The sequence below is a fragment of the Pseudomonas sp. P39-UII1 genome, assembly GCF_039672635.1.
Taxonomy (GTDB): Bacteria; Pseudomonadota; Gammaproteobacteria; order Pseudomonadales; family Pseudomonadaceae; genus Aquipseudomonas.
This window is the reverse complement of the sequence record NZ_JBDFPP010000007.1, coordinates 1-19,187: the sequence shown is the minus strand read 5'-3', so window position 1 is coordinate 19,187 and position 19,187 is coordinate 1. Positions and strand designations below refer to the sequence as shown.

The following is a 19,187-nucleotide window of genomic DNA, read 5'->3' as shown; positions in this document are numbered from 1 at the left end:
AACGCCCCTTTGGAAAAAGGCCGCCACTCTACCATACGCGCGCAGGGGCCTCATCTGCCGAAGGTCAGGGAATTGGCGTGCAGAGCTGGGAGGTGCATGCCAGCATCCCCCTCACTCAGCTCGAACCCGCCAAAACCGCCGCTGCCCCCTCATACCTTCAACCTCCCCATACCGCCCCAGCACCACCCGCAACGCCCCCTCCACCGCCGTGTCATGCACCGCCAGCCCATGCCGCTGATAACGCTCCATCACCTGAACATGCGGGTGCCCGAAGCTGTTGTTGCGCCCTCGCGAGATCAATACCCCACGCGCAGCGGTAGCCCGGATGAACGCTTCGGTGGACGAACTGCGGCTGCCATGGTGCGGTGCCTGCAACCAGTCGATACGCGGCGCTTCGGTGTCCGCCAGCCAGGCCCGTTCGGCAGCAGCTTCCATATCCCCCGCCAGCAGCAAGCGCTCGCCCTGCGCCTCTACCAACAGCACACAGGAGCGATCATTGCTGCTTTGTCCCTGCGCCCAGCGCCACAGCGAAAAGCGCACCCCATCCCAGTCCCATTGTTCGCCACTGGCGCAAGGCTGCAATGGCACATGCTCCAGCGCTTCCCCGCCGATCAGCCGCCTGACCGGCAGACCACGCTCTATGGCCGCAGCACCACCCGCATGGTCGGCATGCGCATGGCTGATCACCATCAGGTCCAGGCTGCCCACCCCCAGCTTACGCAGGGTCGGCAGCACCACCCGCTCGCCCAGGTCGCTTTCGCCTCTGGCTGGCCCGGCGTCGTACAGCAGGTTGTGATGCCGGGTACGCACCAACACCGCCAGGCCCTGGCCAACGTCCAGCTGCCAGACCTCGACCTGCCCGAGCGGCACCGGCTCCCTGGGCACCCACAGGGCCAGCAGCATCAGCCCTCCCGACCCGCGCAACGGCACACCACGGGGCAGCAAAACCAACAGAGCGCCCAGACACACCAGCAGCCAGGCCCACAACGGCAGAGCCGGCGGCACCCAAGCCGGGCGCTGCTGGGCCACCAGCGCCAGCAGCCGGAACAGCCCATCCAGAAGGCCGCCCGCCAGCCACAGCAGCGCCTCCCCTATCCCGCCCAGCGGCAGCAACAGCGTGCCCAGCAACGCTAACGGCAACACCGCCAGGCTGACCCATGGCACCGCTACAAGATTCGCCAGCGGCGCACTCAGGCTCACCGGCAAGCCTGTAGCCAGCAGCACCGGTAGCAAACCAATGGCAATGACCCACTGCGCACGCGTCCAGGCCTGCCAGGGTCGCCAACCACCCAAGCGGCCACTGAAGCAATAGAGGAGCGTGGCCACGGCGGCAAACGACAGCCAGAACCCAGGCAGCAGCGCCGCCAGCGGTTCGACCAGCAGCACCGCGACCAGCGCCAGCAATAGCGGCAACATTGCGCCGAGGTGGCGAAAGCGCAGGCGCCACAGCAACACGACCGCCAACATCAGGCAGGCACGCTGCACCGGCACACCAGCACCGGCCAGCCAGCCGTAAGCCAGCGCCGCCACCATGGCCAGGCCACACGCCCACGGCAGCCACGGCAACCTTGCAGGCCACAGCCCCCAACGTGCCAGTCCGGCGACCAAGCCGTACAGCAAACCGGCCACCAGGCCAATGTGCTGGCCAGAAATCACCAGCAGGTGCACCGTGCCGGTGGCCTGCAGCGTCTGCCAGTCCTCGCGGGCCAGGCCGGCGCCGTCACCAAGCACCAGTGCCACCAATGCGGCCTCCCGGCCATTGGCTTTGATCGCCAGCAAGCGCTGGCGCAGCGCATCGCGCCAACCACCGGTCACCGGCGCCAGTAGCTGCCCGGTTTTTACCGTACCGGTGGCGCCCACCCGCCGTGCCAGCAGTTGCGCCTCCCGATCGGGCCCATGTGGGTTGAGCAGCCCGGCCGGACGCTGCAAGGTCACGGCCAGCCGCCAATGCTCACCCGCGCGCAGCGGCGGCCCGTCGAACCAACTCAGTTGCAACCTTTGCGGCAGCTCGGCCCGCCGCGAGTGTGCTGCCTCCAGCTCGAAACGCACGCCTTGCGCCGTTCGGGCTGGCAAGCCAACCACCCGCCCCTCCAGCCACAAGGTGCGGCCATCCAGGCCGGCAGCCAGGCGATCATCCAGGGCGTTCTGAGCAGACCAGCAGGCCCAACACAGGCCCAGCAGAAAGCAGCCCAACGGCCAAGCGCGGGAAAACAGGCTAACGACAGCGAAGGCCGCCAGCGCCAGCAACCATCCGACCGATGGCAATACGGGGAGAAAGCCTAGGCACAGCAGCCCGAGCGCGAGCGCAAACATCCCTGTGCGCATGAGGTAGAGCTCCCGAAGCACAATCGCTTAGAGAGGCATAGCCTAAAACCGGGCCTGGCTCGCTCAACAATTGTCACAAACTCTGAAAGAGGCTGAGCTGGAATCAAGGCATACTTCCCCGATCAACGCTCCGGGAGCCTACATGCCGCGCCGTCTGTTCAAACGCTACATGCCGGACCCGACCAGCATTCGGGAACACAAGTCCTTACGCTTTTTCGGCAAGCTGCTGCACGACCCGAACCTCTGGCACCTCAACCGCCACTCGGTGGCCAGGGCCATGGGTGTGGGCCTGTTCGCAGCGTTGATCCCCATCCCCATGCAGATGCTGTTGGCGGCAGCACTGGCAATCCCGGTACGCGGTAACCTGCCAATCGCTGTCAGCCTGGTCTGGCTGACCAACCCGCTGACCATGCCGCCGGTATTCTTCGTCACCTACATGACCGGCGCCTGGCTATTGCAGACACCACCGCGCACGTTGCCCGACAACCTCACGTTCGAATGGATCACCGACCAGCTGTCGACGGTATGGCAGCCCTTCCTGCTGGGCTCGGTGGTGTGCGGGGTGGTGCTGGGCATTGCCGCCTACTTCACCACCCTGCTGTACTGGCGCTGGTGGATTGGCCGGCAGTGGCGCCGGCGCAAGCTCAGATGTTCACAACAGGGCTCATGCACGCATGCCGCGGCCGCTGACCAGCAGGCGGATGCACAACGCGTAGAGCACCGCAGTGGCGACCAGCATAAAGGTGATCGCCGTACCAATGCTGATATCCGACACCCCTAGAATACCGTAGCGGAACGAGTTGACCATGTGCAGCACCGGGTTGGCCAACGACACAGTCTGCCAGAAGGGCGGCAGCAGGTTGATCGAGTAGAACACCCCGCCCAGGTAAGTCAGCGGCGTCAGCACAAAGGTCGGGATAATCGAGATATCGTCGAAATTGCGTGCAAACACGGCGTTGACGAAGCCCAGCAGCGAGAAGATGGTGGCCGTCAGCAGCACCACGACCACGGTCACGCCCAGGTGGTGCACCTGCAGATCGGTAAAGAACATCGACAGGATGGTCACGATCACCCCGACCGCCAGACCGCGCAGCACGCCACCCAGCACATAGCCGACAAGAATGGTGTGCGGCGATACCGGTGACACCATCAACTCTTCGATCGAGCGCTGGAATTTGCTGCCGAAGAAGCTCGACACCACGTTGCCGTAGGAGTTGGTGATCACTGACATCATGATCAGCCCCGGCACGATGTACTGCATGTAGGTGAAGCCACCCATGTCGCCGATCTGCCGGCCAATCAGGTTACCGAAGATCACGAAGTACAGCACCATGGTGATCGCCGGCGGCAGCAAGGTTTGCGGCCAGATGCGCAAGAAGCGCCGCACTTCACGGTAGACGATGGTGTTCAGGGCGACCCAGTTGGTGCGCAATTCCACACTCATACAGCCACCTTCGACAGGTTTTTTTCCACCAGGGACACAAACAGCTCCTCGAGTCGGTTGGTCTTGTTGCGCAGGCTTTGCACTTCGATGTTCTGCAACGCCAACTGGCCGAACAGCGCGGTAATGCCGATGTCCTTTTCCACTTGCACCTCAAGGGTGTGCGGGGTCAGCAGCCGGCACGGGTAGCCTTGCAGCACCGGCGCGCTGGCCAGGTCCTGCTTGATGTCAAGCACGAAGGTTTCGACATGCAGCTTGCCCAGCAACTGGCGCATGCTGGTGTTCTCGACGATGGTGCCGTGGTCGATGATGCCGATGTTGCGGCACAGCTGCTCAGCCTCTTCCAGGTAGTGGGTGGTGAGGATGATGGTGATGCCCTTCTGGTTCAGCTCGGTGAGAAAGCTCCACATCGAGCGGCGCAGTTCGATGTCCACACCTGCGGTGGGTTCGTCGAGGATCAGCAGGCGCGGCTCGTGAATCAGCGCGCGGGCAATCATCAAGCGGCGCTTCATGCCGCCAGACAACGAACGAGACTGCACATCACGCTTGTCCCACAGGCCCAGCTGGGTCAGGTACTGCTCGGCGCGCTCCTTGGCAAGCTTCGGCGGGATGCCGTAGTAGCCGGCCTGGGTGACGACGATGTCGAAGGTTTTCTCGAACTGGTTGAAGTTGAATTCCTGCGGCACCACGCCCAGGCAGCGCTTGAGCGCTGAAGGCTCGCGGTCGAGGTCGTGGCCGAATACATTCACCGTGCCGCTGGTCTTGTTCACCAGGGTCGAGAGGATACCGATGGTGGTGGACTTGCCGGCGCCGTTGGGGCCGAGCAAGGCGAAGAAGTCGCCTTCGGCAACATCGAGGTCGATGCCTTTGAGGGCCTGGAAGCCGTTGCCGTAGGTCTTGGTGAGCTGTCGGATGGACAGGGCGGAACTCATAGCGGGTCACTTACCGAGGAAAAAGGTGCAGGACACGCCAGGTAAAGTCACTGGCGCAGTGAGTGCGGCCAATGGTGCAAGGCCAGGCCGCACAAGTACAGTCACATCTATTGATAATGACTATCGAAGCAGGTTCAAGTGAGCGCGGTCATCACCGCAGCCTGATAGGCCGGGCGTTGTTTCAGGCGTTCATACCAGGCTTCCAGATGGTACATGGCCGGGCGCTCGATGGGCATTTCGAACCAGGCATAGATGAAGCTACCCAGTGGGATGTCGCCCATGCCGATCTGGTCACCGGACAAGTACGGCTGTTTGGCCAGGGTTTCATCGGCAATGGCCAGCAGCTGGGCGCACTGCTTCTGCGCGGCGTTGATCGCCACCCAGTCGCGCTGGTCTTCCGGCGTGCGCAGCAGGCCCCAGAACAGCGGACGGAACGGTGCGGCGAAGGACGAGGTGGTCCAGTCCATCCATTTGTCGCCCAGGGCGCGCTGGCGCGGGTCCTCCAGGTACCAGCCCTGCTCGGCGCCGTACTCGGCGCACAGGTAGCGGACGATGGTGTTGGACTCCCACAGGGTCAGGTCGCCGTCTTCGAGCATGGGGACCAGGCCGTTGGGGTTGCGGGCGCGGTAGTGCGGCTCGTTGACCACGCCGAAGGCCCCCCCGGCGTCGATGGACTCGAAGTCCAGGCCCAGCTCCTGGGCAATCCAAAGCGCCTTGCGCACATTGCTTGAGTTCTTGCGGCCCCAGATCTTCAGCATGACAACGTCCTTATGAATGCGGTGGTCCAGTCTACTCCAGACATTCGCCGCCTGTACCGGCCTCTTCGCGGGTAAACCCGCTCCTACAGGGATCACCACCGACCTGTAGGAGCGGGTTTACCCGCGAAGAGGCCGGTACAGGCGAACAATGAACTGAAACTCCCGCCGCCACACCCTGTCACTGTTCTGAAGCTGCCGTTCACAGCATTGCGTCTAAGCTGTCTGGGACGGCTCAAGCCCCCTGGTTCCAAGGAGGACCGATTATGTTGCTGTTGTGGTTGGTAGTGCTGGTGATCGGCGCGGCGTACCTCACGCACCGGCGCCTGGCGCCCTTACAGATTCTCGGCACCATGGCGGTCTATGTGCTGCTGATGGGCATTTTCAGCAGTGCGCCCGGCTGGTTGCTGGCCCTGATCTGGATCGTACTGGCGTTGAAAATCGCCCTGGTCGCGCTGCCGGAGTGGCGCCGCAAGGTGTTCACGGGCCCGGTGTTCAAATGGTTCCAGCGCACCCTACCGCCCATGTCGCAAACCGAGCGCGAAGCCATCGACGCCGGCACCGTATGGTGGGACGGCGAACTATTCAGCGGGCGCCCCGACTGGCGCACTTTGCTGGCTTACCCGGCACCTAAATTGACTGAAGAAGAACAGGCGTTCATCGATGGCCCTACCGAAGATCTGTGCGCCATGGTCAGCGACTGGAAGATCGGCCAGGACCTGGACCTGCCGCCCGAAGCCTGGCAGCACATCAAGGAACACGGCTTCTTCGCCCTGATCATTCCCAAGGAATACGGCGGCAAGGGCTTCTCCGCCTACGCCCACTCCCAAGTCGCGATGAAACTCGCCACCCGCAGCGGTGACTTGGCCTCCACGGTAATGGTGCCCAACTCCCTCGGCCCAGCCGAATTGCTGCTGCACTACGGCACCGACGAACAACGCAAGCATTACCTGCCCCGCCTGGCCCGTGGCGAGGAAATCCCCTGCTTCGCCCTCACCGGCCCGCTGGCCGGTTCCGACGCCGGTGCCATGCCCGACACCGGCGTGGTCTGCAGGGGCCAATGGAACGGCGAGGAAGTGGTCGGCCTGCGCCTGAACTGGGAGAAGCGCTACATCACCCTCGGCCCTGTCGCCACCCTGCTGGGCCTGGCCTTCAAAGCCTACGACCCCGACCATCTGTTGGGCGAACAGGAGGAGCTCGGCATCAGCCTGGCCCTGATCCCCACCGACACGCCCGGTGTTGAAATCGGCAAACGTCACCTGCCGTTGGGCGCCGCCTTCATGAACGGCCCCAACAGCGGCAAGGACGTGTTCGTGCCGCTGGACTTCCTCATCGGCGGGCAGGCCATGCTTGGCAAGGGCTGGATGATGCTGATGAACTGCCTGTCGGTGGGGCGCTCCATTTCCCTGCCGGCAGTCGGCACGGGCGCCGCCAAGTACACCAGCCTGGTGACCGGCCAGTACGCGAACATTCGCGAGCAATTCAACGTACCGCTGGCGGCATTCGAGGGTATCCAGGAGTCGCTCGCGCGCATCGGCGGCAATGCCTGGCTGATGGACAGCGCCCGTCTGTTGACGGCCAAAGCCGTGGACCTGGGCGAGAAGCCTTCGGTGCTATCGGCGATCCTCAAGTACCACCTGACCGAGCGCGGCCGCGAGTGCATCCAGCACGCCATGGACGTGCATGGTGGCAAGGGCATCATCATGGGCCCGAACAACTACCTGGGGCGCAACTGGCAAGGGGCGCCGATCTTCATCACGGTCGAGGGCGCCAACATCCTTTCGCGCAACCTGATGATCTTCGGCCAGGGCGCCATCCGCTGCCACCCGTTCGTGCTCAGGGAAATGGCCCTGGCCGGGCGTGAGGACCGTGACCAGGCGCTGAAGGAGTTCGACGACCTGCTAATGAAGCACATCATGTTCGCCGCCGGCAACGCCGCCAGCACGTTGGTCTTCAACCTGGGGCTAGGCCGTTTCGAGCCAGTACCCGGTGATGCCTTGAGCCAAGGTTATTTCCGCGCCCTCAATCGCCAGGCCGCCGCCTTCGCCCTGCTGGCCGACCTGTCGATGATGCTGCTGGGCGGCGCGCTCAAGCGCCGCGAACGCCTGAGCGCGCGCCTGGGCGATGTGCTCAGCTACCTGTACCTGTCCAGCGCCGCACTCAAGCGCTACCACGACCTGGGGTCACCCGAGCACATGCAGCCACTGCTGCGCTGGGCCATGGAAGAAAGCCTGGGTCAGGCGGAAAAAGCCCTGGACCGGCTACTCGACAACTTTCCCAACCGCTTTGTCGGTTGCGCACTACGCGTGCTGGTATTCCCCTTCGGCCGCCGCCATACCGGGCCGAGCGATGAACTGGATGCCGAAGTGGCGGCGCTGATCGGCCGCAGCGAGGGCGACCCGGCGCTGGAGGAGTTGCTCGCCGGCTGCTTCCGGCCACAGGCCGAGGGTGACCCGGTGGCGGCATTGCAACGAGCTAGCAACCTGCTGGACGAGACTGCGCCACTGCACAAAGTGCTGCATCAGGCGATCAAGGAGGGCAAGGTACAGCCAGCACCTGGTCAATCGGCTATCGATGCGGCAGTTCAGAGTGGTGCACTGCAAGTCGAAGAGGGGCAACGGCTGCATGCAGCCGAAAACGCACGCAGGGCCGTGATCGATGTGGATGCATTCGACAAGGAGCAATTACTGCCTGAGCAAGGCAAGGTGCGCTGAAGGCAGGGGGCCGTTTTGCGGCCCCCTGCCCACCGGCGTATACTCCGCCCCCGTTTTAGCCACCTCGAGGACCATCCCATGGCCACCCCCCACCTGGAATACCACCTGCAACTGCTGAACCACCTGCGCACCATCCTGGTGGCCTTGGGTGATGCCGAGCAGGTACCGGAGGAAAGCCATGCTCTGTTCCTCGAACGCTTCGATGAACTGCTGACCCTGCTGCCGCAGGACCCGCTGGAAAGCCAGTACCTGGGCCAGGACCTGATCTGCCAGGTCATCCAGCGCTACCCACAAATCGCACACCTGGTACCCCGTGACCTGCTTTGGTTCTTCGCTGGCGACTGCCTGCACTACATGCCCGACGAAGAGCTCGAGCTGTACCAGCAACTGGAAGAGCTACGCTTTGAAGCCAGCGAGCAGGGCGAGCCTTTCGACTGGCACAAACAGAAGCAGCTGCTGAGCCTGCCGGGCAACAGCCAGAATCACTGACTTCGGCAGCCCTCTTTTAATGACAGAGGACTGTGGTAAATGCCCATCAACTTGCGCGACTCGGCTTACAGCCACACGCAGTCGCAATCCCTACTCTGAGCGGCGCACTGGAAACGTCCAGTGTCGTGCGCAGGGCGCACGCCAACCAACAGCGTAGGAAGTAATTCAATGAAGATAGCCTTCATCCCCCTGGCCCTGGCGTTTGCCAGCACTGCTGCCCTGGCCGCGCCGGAAACCGGCACCATCAACTTCTATGGTGCGGTGAATGCTGCCGGTCCATGCCCCATCGAGGTAGTCGACCCGACCACGGGCGCCCCAACCCGCGTCGAGCTCGGCTTCCCGTATGCAGCGCAATTCAAGACCGTAGGCGACAAAACTCCGGCCAGGACTTTCGCCCTCCAAATTACACCTGTCCCCGGCGTTTGCGATATCCCTTCAGGCACAGAAGTGGATGTCTCGTTTGAATCCTTGGGTGGGCCCACTGGCCCGGCAAACGACCTATACAAGCTACTGCCGGGCTCTACCGCGAACCTGGCCGTCTCGATTCTCGACAAGGACAACACTCGGCTTGCTCCAGGCGACGACTCGGTGAAGTACCAGGTGGACGAACTGGCCCCCACTCGAATGCTGTTTTCCGCGCATTACGAGGCAATCGCAGTACCGGTCGCCGAAGGATCTGCGCTGGCCAACGTGAATTTCACCGTCAACCTTCCTTGACGTTGCATCCCGGGTGTCCAGGCACCCGGGCCATCTCCGTTCATTGCCAGGCCCACACCATGCCCTTCATTTCAACCTGCATGCGCTCGGGCGCATGCCTACTCGCCTTGCTCGGCTGCCTGAACACCGCCTACGCAGCCCTTACCCTGAGCAACAACCGCATCGTCCACGAAAGCGACAAGAACAGCAGTTCAGTCACTGTCGGCAATCCCAGCAAGAAAACCTATGCGGCTCAGGCCTGGGTCAACACCGAAGCGGACGACACCACCACAGCCGTACCCTTGATCGCCGCGCCCGCCCTGTTCCGCCTAGCGCCAGGCGATGAACAATCGGTGCAGATCAACCGCCTGCCCAACGACCTGCCGCAAGACCGCGAATCGCTGTTCTTCTTCAACCTGCAGGAAATTCCCCAGGCCGACGCTGATAATGAGCGCAACACCCTGAACATTGCGTTGCGCACACGCATCAAACTGTTCTTCCGGCCAAGCCAGCTCAAGGGCAACCCGCAAATCCACCTCAAAGACCTGAAGTGGTCAGTGCAATGGATCGAGGGCAAACAGCAGCTGGTGGTCGACAACCCCTCGCCGTTTTACTTCACGTTCGGCCTGCTCGAAGTTACCGGCAACGGTAAGACAGAACAGTTGAAAGGCCGCGAAATGGTGCGTCCGTTCGGGCGTCAAACTTACGCGCTTGCGAGCACCGCAGCGTTGGCCAACCTCACAGTAACATTCACCACCCTCAATGATTACGGCGGCGTCACGCCAGCGGTCACTCAACCACTGCTTAGCGCTACACCTTGAGGGGCCATTCATCTGATAGTCAATGTGAGCCTGCCGAAATTGGGGATAGGTGGCCAGGTTGCACCGTCGTCATAGCTGACCATGGCGCTGACCTCCAGAGTGTGGTTGACCGACAGCTGGCGCAGGTATGACAGAGGAATGGTCACATTCCCTTGGCTGCCGATACCTGAGGCAACATCTGTATCGGTCAACTTGTAATCGGTCAGCACGGGATGGCTTGGCTGGTTATCAGATGTGCCCAGTGCCTGTATCGATACCCGCTGATCGACACCGATATGCCTCCACTTTTCCAAGGTGACTACAGCATCCGACGTCAATTTCGCTACTTCGAGGTCACCTCCGGTCCGCCCGTTGACCTGTGGCGTCTGCATATTCTCCAAAGGGATAGGCAGTACTCTCACTTCACGCACCTCAGAGGTCAGAGTGGTGCCTAGTGACACAACCCGGTAGTACAACTGCACCACCTTGCCGCTCATGGCTATAACGTTGCGCATCGGAACCGCGTAGTCTCGCTGCCCATCCCGGCCAGGCTCGCGCCAGCTTGCGAAGCTGCCTTCCTCGCCCCAGACTAGCTCGAAGCTTTCTCCAGGGTTTATGACTGCCGCCTGCGGAACGATCACATCAAGCGCTGCGTTGAAGTTCAGCAGCTTCAGGTCGACCGACGGTTGCGTGCCCAGCGAAGGGATTTCCAAGGCCGGCAGTACACGTGGCGCCGGTTGCGCAGCCACCATCAGGTCCAACGGTGCAGCGACCTGGCTGGCATTGCCAGCGCGATCCTCGATGGCATACTGCGCATAACGCACACCATCCCCCCGTTCACGGATCAAATCGCCCAGATAGGGAAACTGCAGGGGTTTGCCAATGTCCTCGCGGGTGAGCACCCATCGGTCAACCTCGTTGTTTTCGAACAGCTTGCTGTCCCAGTAATAGATGATTACATCCCCCGGCGCGGCGCCCACATAGTCGGGTATCAGGGCCTGCAGGCGATCATCGTGGGTGAGCAGGAAATATTCCGTCAGGTCATCCTCGCCCAGCTCGGGAAACTGCAAACGCCCATTGCTGGCACCTAGCGTCGGAGGCGTCTTGTCGACTGTCAGTGTCAGTTCCTCCGAGCGAAGTTCGCTTGCGTTGTATACATGCCCCACATAGTGGAACTGCAATGTGCCCTCGGTGAAGTGGGTGGCTGGGATATCCACAAAGCGCTCGCTTTCCGGCAGGGGTTGCGTCCATACCTTTTCGCCTACCTTGTTGCCATTGCAGTAGATATCTACCGACTCCGGTTCAGTCGGGGTCGGCTGGGAATGAGCCCATAAGGTGAACTCGATTCGCACAGGGTTAGCCAATGCGTTGATGGGCATCAGGTTAGGCTCACCGCCAGGTATATCCGGCAAGGCAGCCGGTGCGATGGGGGCGGGTAACTCGGCGGTGATACCTGCACCAAAATCGTTTGTGTCATGCATGACCGTCTCCCGGCCCAAGGGCAAAAAAAAGGGTAGGCCCAATGCCTACCCTATGTTCAGGTCCTACCAGCTGTAGCGCACCCCGACATTCGCCCCCCAGGGCTGCTCGATGTGTTCGCCATTGCTGTAGTCGAAATCGGCGTGCAGTTGCAACCGATCGTTCAGCGATACTGCCAGCCCTGCACCCAGCTCGCCGCGCGAACCGGACAGGTCGTTGTCGAAACGGTTGTCATTGACCTTGACGTCGTTGGCGCTGGCGAACTCATGGGCGTAAGCCAGGCGTACATAAGGCTGCGCGAAGCGCCCCTGACCCAAGTCATACGTACGACCCACGGTGGCGCCGACCTTGCCCAGCAGCGAACGGGTATCGTCACCGCGTGCCTGCAGGCCGTTGTCCAGACGGTAGTCCTTACCCTCGATGGTGACGGCGGACCACTGGGTATAGGGCTCGACGAAATAGCCATCGCCCAGTTCGATATGGCGACCAAATTCGGCAGATACGCCCAGCCCGAGGTTGTCGTAATCACCCTTGGCGCGCTTGCCATCGCTGAGGGTCACATTGGATGAGTTGTCAAATCGGTTGAGCTTGACGACGCCGTCGAAGTAATAACCGCTCGCTGCATCGAGCCACGTACCGTAAAGGCCCAGGTAGTAGCTTTTCACATCGGCCGAAGCGCCTCGCTCAAGGTTCAGGTCTGAACTGCTATGGCCTGCCATGATCCCTGCAAGCCATTGCCCGTCACCGACAGGCAACGGCGTATCGGCCCCGATAGAGAAACCTTGCTGAACCTGCTGGTAGTCACTGCCGGCTGCAGGCGAGGCGTTGAACTTGTTGCCATAGGCCCTGGCCCAGGCGCCCGACTTCCCTTGGTCCCGGCGCACTTCACCCATGCGGCTGCGCAGCGTGGTGAGTTCGCCATACCAGACTGTCGGGGCGGTGTTGAACAAGGCCAACACCGAAGCCGTGCCCGGGCTGATGATCTTTCTCGAACCGTCGAGGAACCAGTCATTGCCTCGTTGTACCAGCTCATAGGAGAACGCGCCGAGATCGACCGGGCCGTTGAGCAACGAAAACTGCGCATCGCCGCTGGCGGTGTGGACCAGGTGCAACTGGTTTTCCGTCACCGGGTCCGCGCCGCTACTGCCGACCAGCAGGCTGTGCTCGCCCGTGGCAGAGCCCGTCACTTCAAGGAAGTCGGTTTGCCCGGTGCTGAAATCGGCATCCATTATGAAGGTGCCCTGGCCACTCAGCTCTCCGACCGTCAGGCGCTGGTACTCTCCGGCCTCGCCAAAACGTACCGAGCCCGCATTCATGGCCAGGCTGCCCACGCTGCTGTCTTCGACCATGTTCCAGCGCGCCTGGTTGGCCAGGGACAAGGCCTCGACGTTTTCCAGACGCCCGGTCAGGCTTGCCCGGTTGTCGAGGCTGATGCTCGCACTGGACCCGGCCCCCACCTTCACATCGCCCACCAGAGCACTGCCATCGACGGCCATGGTCGCGGCCGAGTTGCCAAGCACTTCCAGCAGGATGCCGTTGGCGCCGATCAGGCTGGAACCCGGCCCTACCTGGATGTCTGCCTTGGCCGGCCTGCCAGGAAAGTCGCCAACGACGATTGCCGACCCGTCCTTGCCCTCCACCGTACTGCCGACCAAAGTAATCTTGGCCGCGTCAGTGAATGCGCTGTCACCGGTTACCTGCAAGCCAGCGCCTGCCCCCGTCAGGGTACTGCCCTGAGCGTTCAGCACGGCGTTGCCGAACAACGAGGCGGCGCTGGACGTACCCCCTCCTACCAATGTGCTGCCTTGCAGGTTCAAGGTCGAGTTCCCCGACAACAGCGCCCCGCCTCGAGCGCCTTCCACATGGCTGTTGATCACTGTCGCCGTGGACCCCACCAGGTCGCTACGCTGCAAACGCAAGCCGGCGCGATCACTGACAATTCTCGAATTACCCGAGATGTTGGCATTGGCAGCGACCAACGCCACGCCATCGGCACCATTACCCGTTACGGTGCTGCCTGTCATTTGCAGGCTCGCACCGGCACGCACATCGATACTTTCGGTCGTGGCACTTTCGGCGATCAGTTTCGCCCCTGGGTTGACCAGGTAGCTGTCAACCGGCGTACCCTGACCGATGCTCAGTTCGCCATCGACTTGCGTCAGGGCCAGGGCGGCTTGTGGCACCGTGAATGCCGAGGCCAAGAGTAAAGCCTGGGCGAGCGGATGCATTCCTGAATATCCAAGAATCATTGATTTACCTTCGTAGAAATAAACAGTTACGACGAAGTCAGCAGGCTACAAGGCTAACCCTGAAATACCTGTAGGAAATTTCTGATTTATACAGGGTTTATCCTTCACACTGCCTATGCATCTCGTCCCATTCCACCTCATGGCTTAGGTCTCAACGGGCAGCTGTCCCTACCATCGTGCATGGAAACGACGGTTTCCTGAACTTCGGACTCGTAAGTCCTGCTATTCAAAGTAAAGGAATACTTCACTCGCCCGCGGCCATCAGGCTTGCCGTTCACCGGGTCATAAATCTGCTTCACATTGGTTTCAAATGGCACTTTCCAGACAAAACCCGTTTTCGTGGTGTCATCCAACACAATGGGTTCATCCAGGTCAGCTCCATCAACGGGGTCCTCACCGGTACGCCCATGAACTGCGGACCAGTGCAGGGTCACGCTGTCTCCCGCCGTCAGACCATACTGGGTCAGGTCTTCCATTTGCACACGCACGGCTGGCTCCCGGTCGGCGGCATCTTCATAAATCGATGAGCAGTTCAACCAACCGTTTGCAGCAAGCCCAAGGAATTCAGGTTTAGCTGGATGAATACCCACAGCTTCTACCAACACATCAGTATTGACCGAACGAATCGGGTTTGGATTACCTGGGCGTTGCACCCGGTAATGAACGGGCACGGTGTCATTGCCTCGCGCCTCGATAACGTCCCAGCTAACCGTCTTGGTGATTTCGACCCCGGGCTCCCCATCTGCGACCGTATGGTCGATGTCTTGAATATGCTCATCACCCCAATAGAATGTGAGCTCATCGTTCTCTTTGAGGGTACTATTGACGACAAGCGCAAGCGTTGCATCCTCGAATTCGTCATCGGGGTCTTTCAGGTGGTTTTCCTCACCAGAATCACCCGTGATCGTTACTTTCTCCAGTCGCGGGTTTACCGGGTCTGGCCATTCCGGGTCCGGACCCGGATCTACCGGGCCGATGCGCTCCAGGTTAACCACCACAGAGATGCTCTTGTCACCTACCAGCGCGGTGCCGCGCCGGACCTCGTACGTCACCTGAGTAGGTTTATCTCCCGCAGTGGCGGCACCATACTCAGCAAACAGAATGGATGCCTGGATAGAGAACTCCTGAGGAAACCGGCCCGTATCACTGATCGGGCGCCATTGCGAGGTGTAATTACCCCAAGTGACGCGCAGCTGGTCAGTGGGCTTCCAGTTATCGAACTCCAAGACCTGCACAACGACCCCATCATGAGCATCCTGCTGATTGATTAGCCCATCCGCAGCCATTGGCACAACAGGATCCTTGAGGTTGTCAGGCAGAGCGCCCAAGGCAACTGCGATATGGGTGATGTCCGACATGGGACTGTTGTTGCCTGCCTTGTCCAGCAAGACGTAGACAGCCATGACACCACCATCGCCAACGCCGTCAATAACCGGAGCTGGAACAATCAGCTTCTGGGGTAGTGCTGTGATCTCCCCAAAACCTACGTACGGGACACTCCACGGGTCTTCCGGAATCGACGCCTGCCACCAGTAGGCTACTCGATCGCCAGGTCGAAAGTCCGAATACTCGGGCAACTCGAGTTCGACCGTATTTTTATTGGCATCCGTGACGAGAGTAATGTCAGGCATTTTGACTGGTGGAGTCTGGTTGTAGGGTGCCACACGATCGAAAATAAGCGTCAAGTCAAGTGAATAACTGAAATCTAAATTGTAGTGATCAACCTCAAAGATAAAAGTATTAGGACCCTCCCCCAACACATCAATAAGACTTTTTGGCACCTCAATATCAAATGGGAATTTGCCCTCATCCCCCATAACGATTTCTTGAGTCATGATCACCGTTCTTGTTACCGCATGATAAACCTTCAATGTATCGACATCGTCAGCAAAGGTGGGCAGCTGCCAGGGACTCTGAATGGTGATAATCAGTGGGAAGTTGGCATCCCTGAGATATTTGACAAGCACCGTATTATCGGCCTTGTCCGCCAGCACTTCATCTTTTACAGTCATGGCATCCAATATTGCCTTGGGCTGTGAACCGCCATTGCGCATGCCGCCATCGAAACCTGACTTGCCTACCGTATTCATAGGTAACCTCGTGGAGGGAGTATTCCGCTTTAAGGTACGAAAACCAACAGGATCCTTCGTCCATCTTCCTACCCCCTCCCCGCTCAAGCAACTGGCATTTTTATCAGGTTGACAATAACGTCAGGCATAAAAAAAGCCCGCCTTTATCGGCGGGCCTCAAGTAACCCGATTGATCTAATCAGTTTCCTGGCTGGTCAATCTGTCCAGGGGGTCATAACCATACTTGGCAGTTTCAGCGTTGTGCAAAGTGACGCACCACAACAGCCTGCCACCTGTCTCACGCACGGCTGACAATGCTTCTCCTCCAGGGCCACGCATGGGCCCAACGTCACTGACCGAGCGCGTTGCAGACGGCACATCGACCCTGATCACCTTGCCTTGCTCGTCTGCAGTGAACCGTCGTCCGCCCTGATCCCAGACACGATTGCCCTGCTGGTCGAACGCCTCGCCAATCGGCGCGGGGGGCTCGACACTGATCAGTCGCCCCAGCCCGTCGTACGCCAACTGGCGGCCGGCATCGTCGAGCGTGAGGTTGCCATCACGGTCATACTTGAGCTCGATTAAATTCGGGTAATCCGGATGGTTGTTTTCGATGCGGCTCAGTTGCGCGGGGTCCTCCTCCTCGAAGTAATACCTGGCCTGGTTGCTGCCTCCGGCAAATACCGTACTGACTCGGGTTATATTATCCAGGGCGTCAAACCTGAAGACCTGCTGCTGTATGGCTTTACCGTATGGGTCTTCAGGGCACAGGTCACCCTTGCAGTTATACTGGCGCAGCCGGCCGCGCAGGTCGTATAGATACACTTCATGGCGTAGCTCCTGCTCGCCTTCGCTCAATGTCTTCCAGACGATCGCATCTTCAACATCGTAGCCCTGCGTCAGCGACTGCAGCGTACCGCCAATATCGAACTCACGTTTTACTTCCCTGTCGAACTCATCGAACGCCAGTACTGTTTCCAGATATTGGCTCCCCTCCCGGGTCAGGGTCTTGTACATTCGCCCCAGGCCATCGTATTCGAACGTGGCAACCGTTGTGCCCAGGGCCGTTTGCTTCAACCTGCCGTAAAGGTCGTACTCGTACGATTGCTGGCCATCGAGTACGTCGGTGTAGCCCAACTGGCGCCCCAGCAAGCTGGTCTGGTAGTGCATGGTGTAGGTTTTACCCTCATACTCACGGGTTTCGCTTTTGACCTCCCCGTGGCTGAAATATTCGCGCGCGATTACCAGCCCTTGCTCCTCGCAGCGCTGCAGGCGCGCATTCTGGGTATCGTACTGGTAGTCGGCCTTGATACCCTTCTCGGCAATCTGCCGCAGCTGCGGCTCTTCACTCAGCTGAGGCAAATAGCGGTATTCGATCAGCTGCTTGCTTGGGGTCAGAACCGTGCTGGGCTTCATCTGTCCTGGCTCGAAACCGAATTCGCGCACGCGCCCGCCGGTGATCGACTCGACCATGCGGTCCAGGCCATCGAAACGCTGCTCCCCTAGCACTACGCCGTTCACGCTGATCAATACAGGCACGTCCTCGTGGCTATGCTGGGCATAGTCGCGATGCACCACGCTATCATCGGCCAGGGTTTCATCCACCAGACGGTCGAACACATCATAGGCATAGCGCTTCACTTCATCGCGAGCGTTGACCTCACGCGCCTTGCGTTGCAAACCGTCATACAGCGTCAGGTTAATGCTGTACGACTTGCCATCGGCGTCGAACCTTTCGACACGCGCCGGCTCATCGAAGAGCGTAAGCCAGGTGACGGTCTTGCCAGTGGCCTGCTCGCCATCAGGGGACTCGCGCCAATGAGTTCGGGTGGGCCCTTGCGAGGCCGAGGTGCCGATCGGGTCGTACCGGTCATAATGACGTACATGGTCAACTGCAATTTGGCAATATTGCTGGCCCCAGCCATCGAACGCCATCTGTCGCTGCAACGCCAACTCGCGGGGCTGCTGCCCTGGGTAATCCAGCCAGTCGAAATCGGTTTCAGCTACCAGGTTGCCCAGTTCGTCGTAGCGGGCAGCGTAGGTCGGCCGCCAGCCGGCACGCTTGTTCGTATCAGGGCTGTCGGCATCCTGACGTGACTGTTCGACCACGCGGTTGAGCCCGTCGACCAGTGTGCGGGTAGTCACGCCTTTGACATCCTTGGTCGTTTGCGCAGCTTGCCCGCCGCCCTGGCTCACCAAGGTATAGGTGTACTCGCGTGCAGCTTTCAACTCCGGGTCATCTGGCGAGACCGTCTCCTTGGTCACGCGGCGCAAGGCATCGTATGCGTAAGCTATTTGCACATCGTTTTCGTCGAAGTTGAGTAGTGGCTGGTTGATCAGCACACTATGGCGCAAGGTATTGACCTTCTGCGCATGGCGAACCGCGCCATTACCAAGGCTTTCACCATGGTCGAAACCGGTCAAGGTGCGCACTTCATTCAGCACATCGGCACCCAATTCGGGGCGCTTGTCGTAACGGTACTCGGTTTTCGTTTGGTGGCCATTCAGAATCTGCGTCTGCAAGGTCATGCGGCCGTGCTGGAGCGCATCTTCAGGTAAGTCCTGATATTCACGCAGCGTGTATTGGCCTGGAGCATCTTGCCCGCCTGCTACCGCCAGCACGTCTTCCTCATGGGCCTCGAGCCAGCCCTTGCCCACACTTGCTTCTTTCAGGGCTTGCAGGTACTGGTAACGGTAATGAGTCTGCAGGGTGGCCGCCTGGCCTTCGCCATTGGCGGCCGGGTGCACGGTGCTGGTCTTGCGGCTGCGGGTGAACAGCTGCGGGTCGGGCGGGCAATCGCTGCCCTCGCCAGTATGCGGGTAGTAGGTGTGCCGGGTGTGGATCGTGGTTGCCAGGGTGGCGCCCTCGTTGATCGCATCGCCCTGGTACACCGGCGCTGCGGCCTGGGACTCCAGGGCCAGGTTGCCATGCTCGTCGTACTGGGTGATGAGCACTTCTTCCCGTAGCCGGCTGGCATCTTCCTTGATCTTCCAGCGCTTGAGCTGGTGCTTGGGCAGCTGGAAGGCGGCCGGCTGCAGCTCGAAGCTGGCGCTGGTTTCGTGGTACACGGTCTCGACCTCTTCGACGCAGGTTTCGCGCCGTGGCTGCGTGGCGTGTTCGTCGTAGACCTCATGGGCCTGCTCGGTCGTTTGCAGGGTCAGCAGGTGGAAGCGGTTGAAGCGGCGGGTGATGCTGCGCAGCGGCGTATCGCCAGCGAGGTAAGTGGCGGTCGAGCCA

13 protein-coding genes are annotated in these 19,187 nt (G+C 60.6%); 5 read left to right on the top strand and 8 right to left on the bottom strand.

The features are described from left to right. Positions 1–111 precede the first annotated feature (111 nt). The gene (locus tag ABEH27_RS11525) at positions 112–2,325 is read right to left on the bottom strand and encodes a DNA internalization-related competence protein ComEC/Rec2 (RefSeq protein ID WP_346613708.1); all 2,214 of its coding nucleotides are present in this window, start codon (positions 2,323–2,325) and stop codon (positions 112–114) included. Between the two features lie 142 nt (positions 2,326–2,467). Here ABEH27_RS11525 and ABEH27_RS11520 point away from each other — a divergent pair, with 142 nt between their 5' ends. Further along, the gene (locus ABEH27_RS11520) at positions 2,468–3,106 is read left to right on the top strand and encodes a DUF2062 domain-containing protein (RefSeq protein WP_346613707.1); all 639 of its coding nucleotides are present in this window, start codon (positions 2,468–2,470) and stop codon (positions 3,104–3,106) included. Here the strand turns inward: ABEH27_RS11520 and ABEH27_RS11515 are convergent. The 3 genes from ABEH27_RS11515 to ABEH27_RS11505 all read right to left on the bottom strand — a co-directional run bounded on the left by ABEH27_RS11515 (position 2,990) and on the right by ABEH27_RS11505 (position 5,456). Further along, positions 2,990–3,769, bottom strand: a complete 780-nt coding sequence (locus tag ABEH27_RS11515; RefSeq protein ID WP_016485472.1) for an ABC transporter permease — start codon at positions 3,767–3,769, stop codon at positions 2,990–2,992. The genes ABEH27_RS11520 and ABEH27_RS11515 overlap by 117 nt on opposite strands. Next, complete coding sequence (locus tag ABEH27_RS11510) at positions 3,766–4,698, bottom strand: ABC transporter ATP-binding protein (protein ID WP_019473812.1); 933 nt, start codon at positions 4,696–4,698, stop codon at positions 3,766–3,768. The genes ABEH27_RS11515 and ABEH27_RS11510 overlap by 4 nt, the downstream gene beginning before the upstream one ends. A gap of 134 nt (positions 4,699–4,832) precedes the next feature. Then, complete coding sequence (locus ABEH27_RS11505) at positions 4,833–5,456, bottom strand: glutathione S-transferase (RefSeq protein WP_346613706.1); 624 nt, start codon at positions 5,454–5,456, stop codon at positions 4,833–4,835. Positions 5,457–5,719: 263 nt separating this feature from the next. On the opposite strand from ABEH27_RS11505, the gene ABEH27_RS11500 reads away from it, so the two are divergent. The 4 genes from ABEH27_RS11500 (at position 5,720) to ABEH27_RS11485 (ending at position 10,173) form a co-directional block, all read left to right on the top strand. After that, positions 5,720–8,167: an acyl-CoA dehydrogenase gene (locus ABEH27_RS11500; RefSeq protein ID WP_346613705.1), complete on the top strand. Its 2,448-nt coding sequence runs from the start codon at positions 5,720–5,722 to the stop codon at positions 8,165–8,167. A 78-nt stretch (positions 8,168–8,245) separates the two neighbouring features. Then, complete coding sequence (locus tag ABEH27_RS11495) at positions 8,246–8,656, top strand: PA2817 family protein (RefSeq protein WP_346613704.1); 411 nt, start codon at positions 8,246–8,248, stop codon at positions 8,654–8,656. A 168-nt stretch (positions 8,657–8,824) separates the two neighbouring features. Continuing rightward, positions 8,825–9,373 carry a fimbrial protein gene (locus ABEH27_RS11490; RefSeq protein ID WP_346613703.1) on the top strand — a complete coding sequence of 183 codons (549 nt, stop codon included), beginning with the start codon at positions 8,825–8,827 and terminating at the stop codon, positions 9,371–9,373. Between the two features lie 59 nt (positions 9,374–9,432). Then, on the top strand, positions 9,433–10,173 hold the full coding sequence (locus tag ABEH27_RS11485; protein ID WP_346613702.1) for a molecular chaperone: 741 nt from the start codon (positions 9,433–9,435) through the stop codon (positions 10,171–10,173). Positions 10,174–10,181: 8 nt separating this feature from the next. On the opposite strand, the gene ABEH27_RS11480 is transcribed toward ABEH27_RS11485, so the two are convergent. From ABEH27_RS11480 to ABEH27_RS11465, 4 genes are all read right to left on the bottom strand, one after another. Continuing rightward, positions 10,182–11,633 (bottom strand): hypothetical protein, encoded by a 1,452-nt coding sequence (locus ABEH27_RS11480; RefSeq protein ID WP_346613701.1) that lies wholly within the window; start codon positions 11,631–11,633, stop codon positions 10,182–10,184. A 63-nt stretch (positions 11,634–11,696) separates the two neighbouring features. Then, entirely contained in the window at positions 11,697–13,832 is a 2,136-nt protein-coding gene (locus ABEH27_RS11475) for an autotransporter outer membrane beta-barrel domain-containing protein (protein ID WP_346613700.1), read from the bottom strand. A 185-nt stretch (positions 13,833–14,017) separates the two neighbouring features. Further along, a complete protein-coding gene (locus tag ABEH27_RS11470) occupies positions 14,018–15,970 on the bottom strand; it encodes a hypothetical protein (protein WP_346613699.1) in 1,953 nt (650 codons plus the stop codon). A gap of 174 nt (positions 15,971–16,144) precedes the next feature. Further along, on the bottom strand, positions 16,145–19,187 hold a 3,043-nt coding region (locus tag ABEH27_RS11465; RefSeq protein WP_346613698.1), incomplete at its 5' end, for a sugar-binding protein.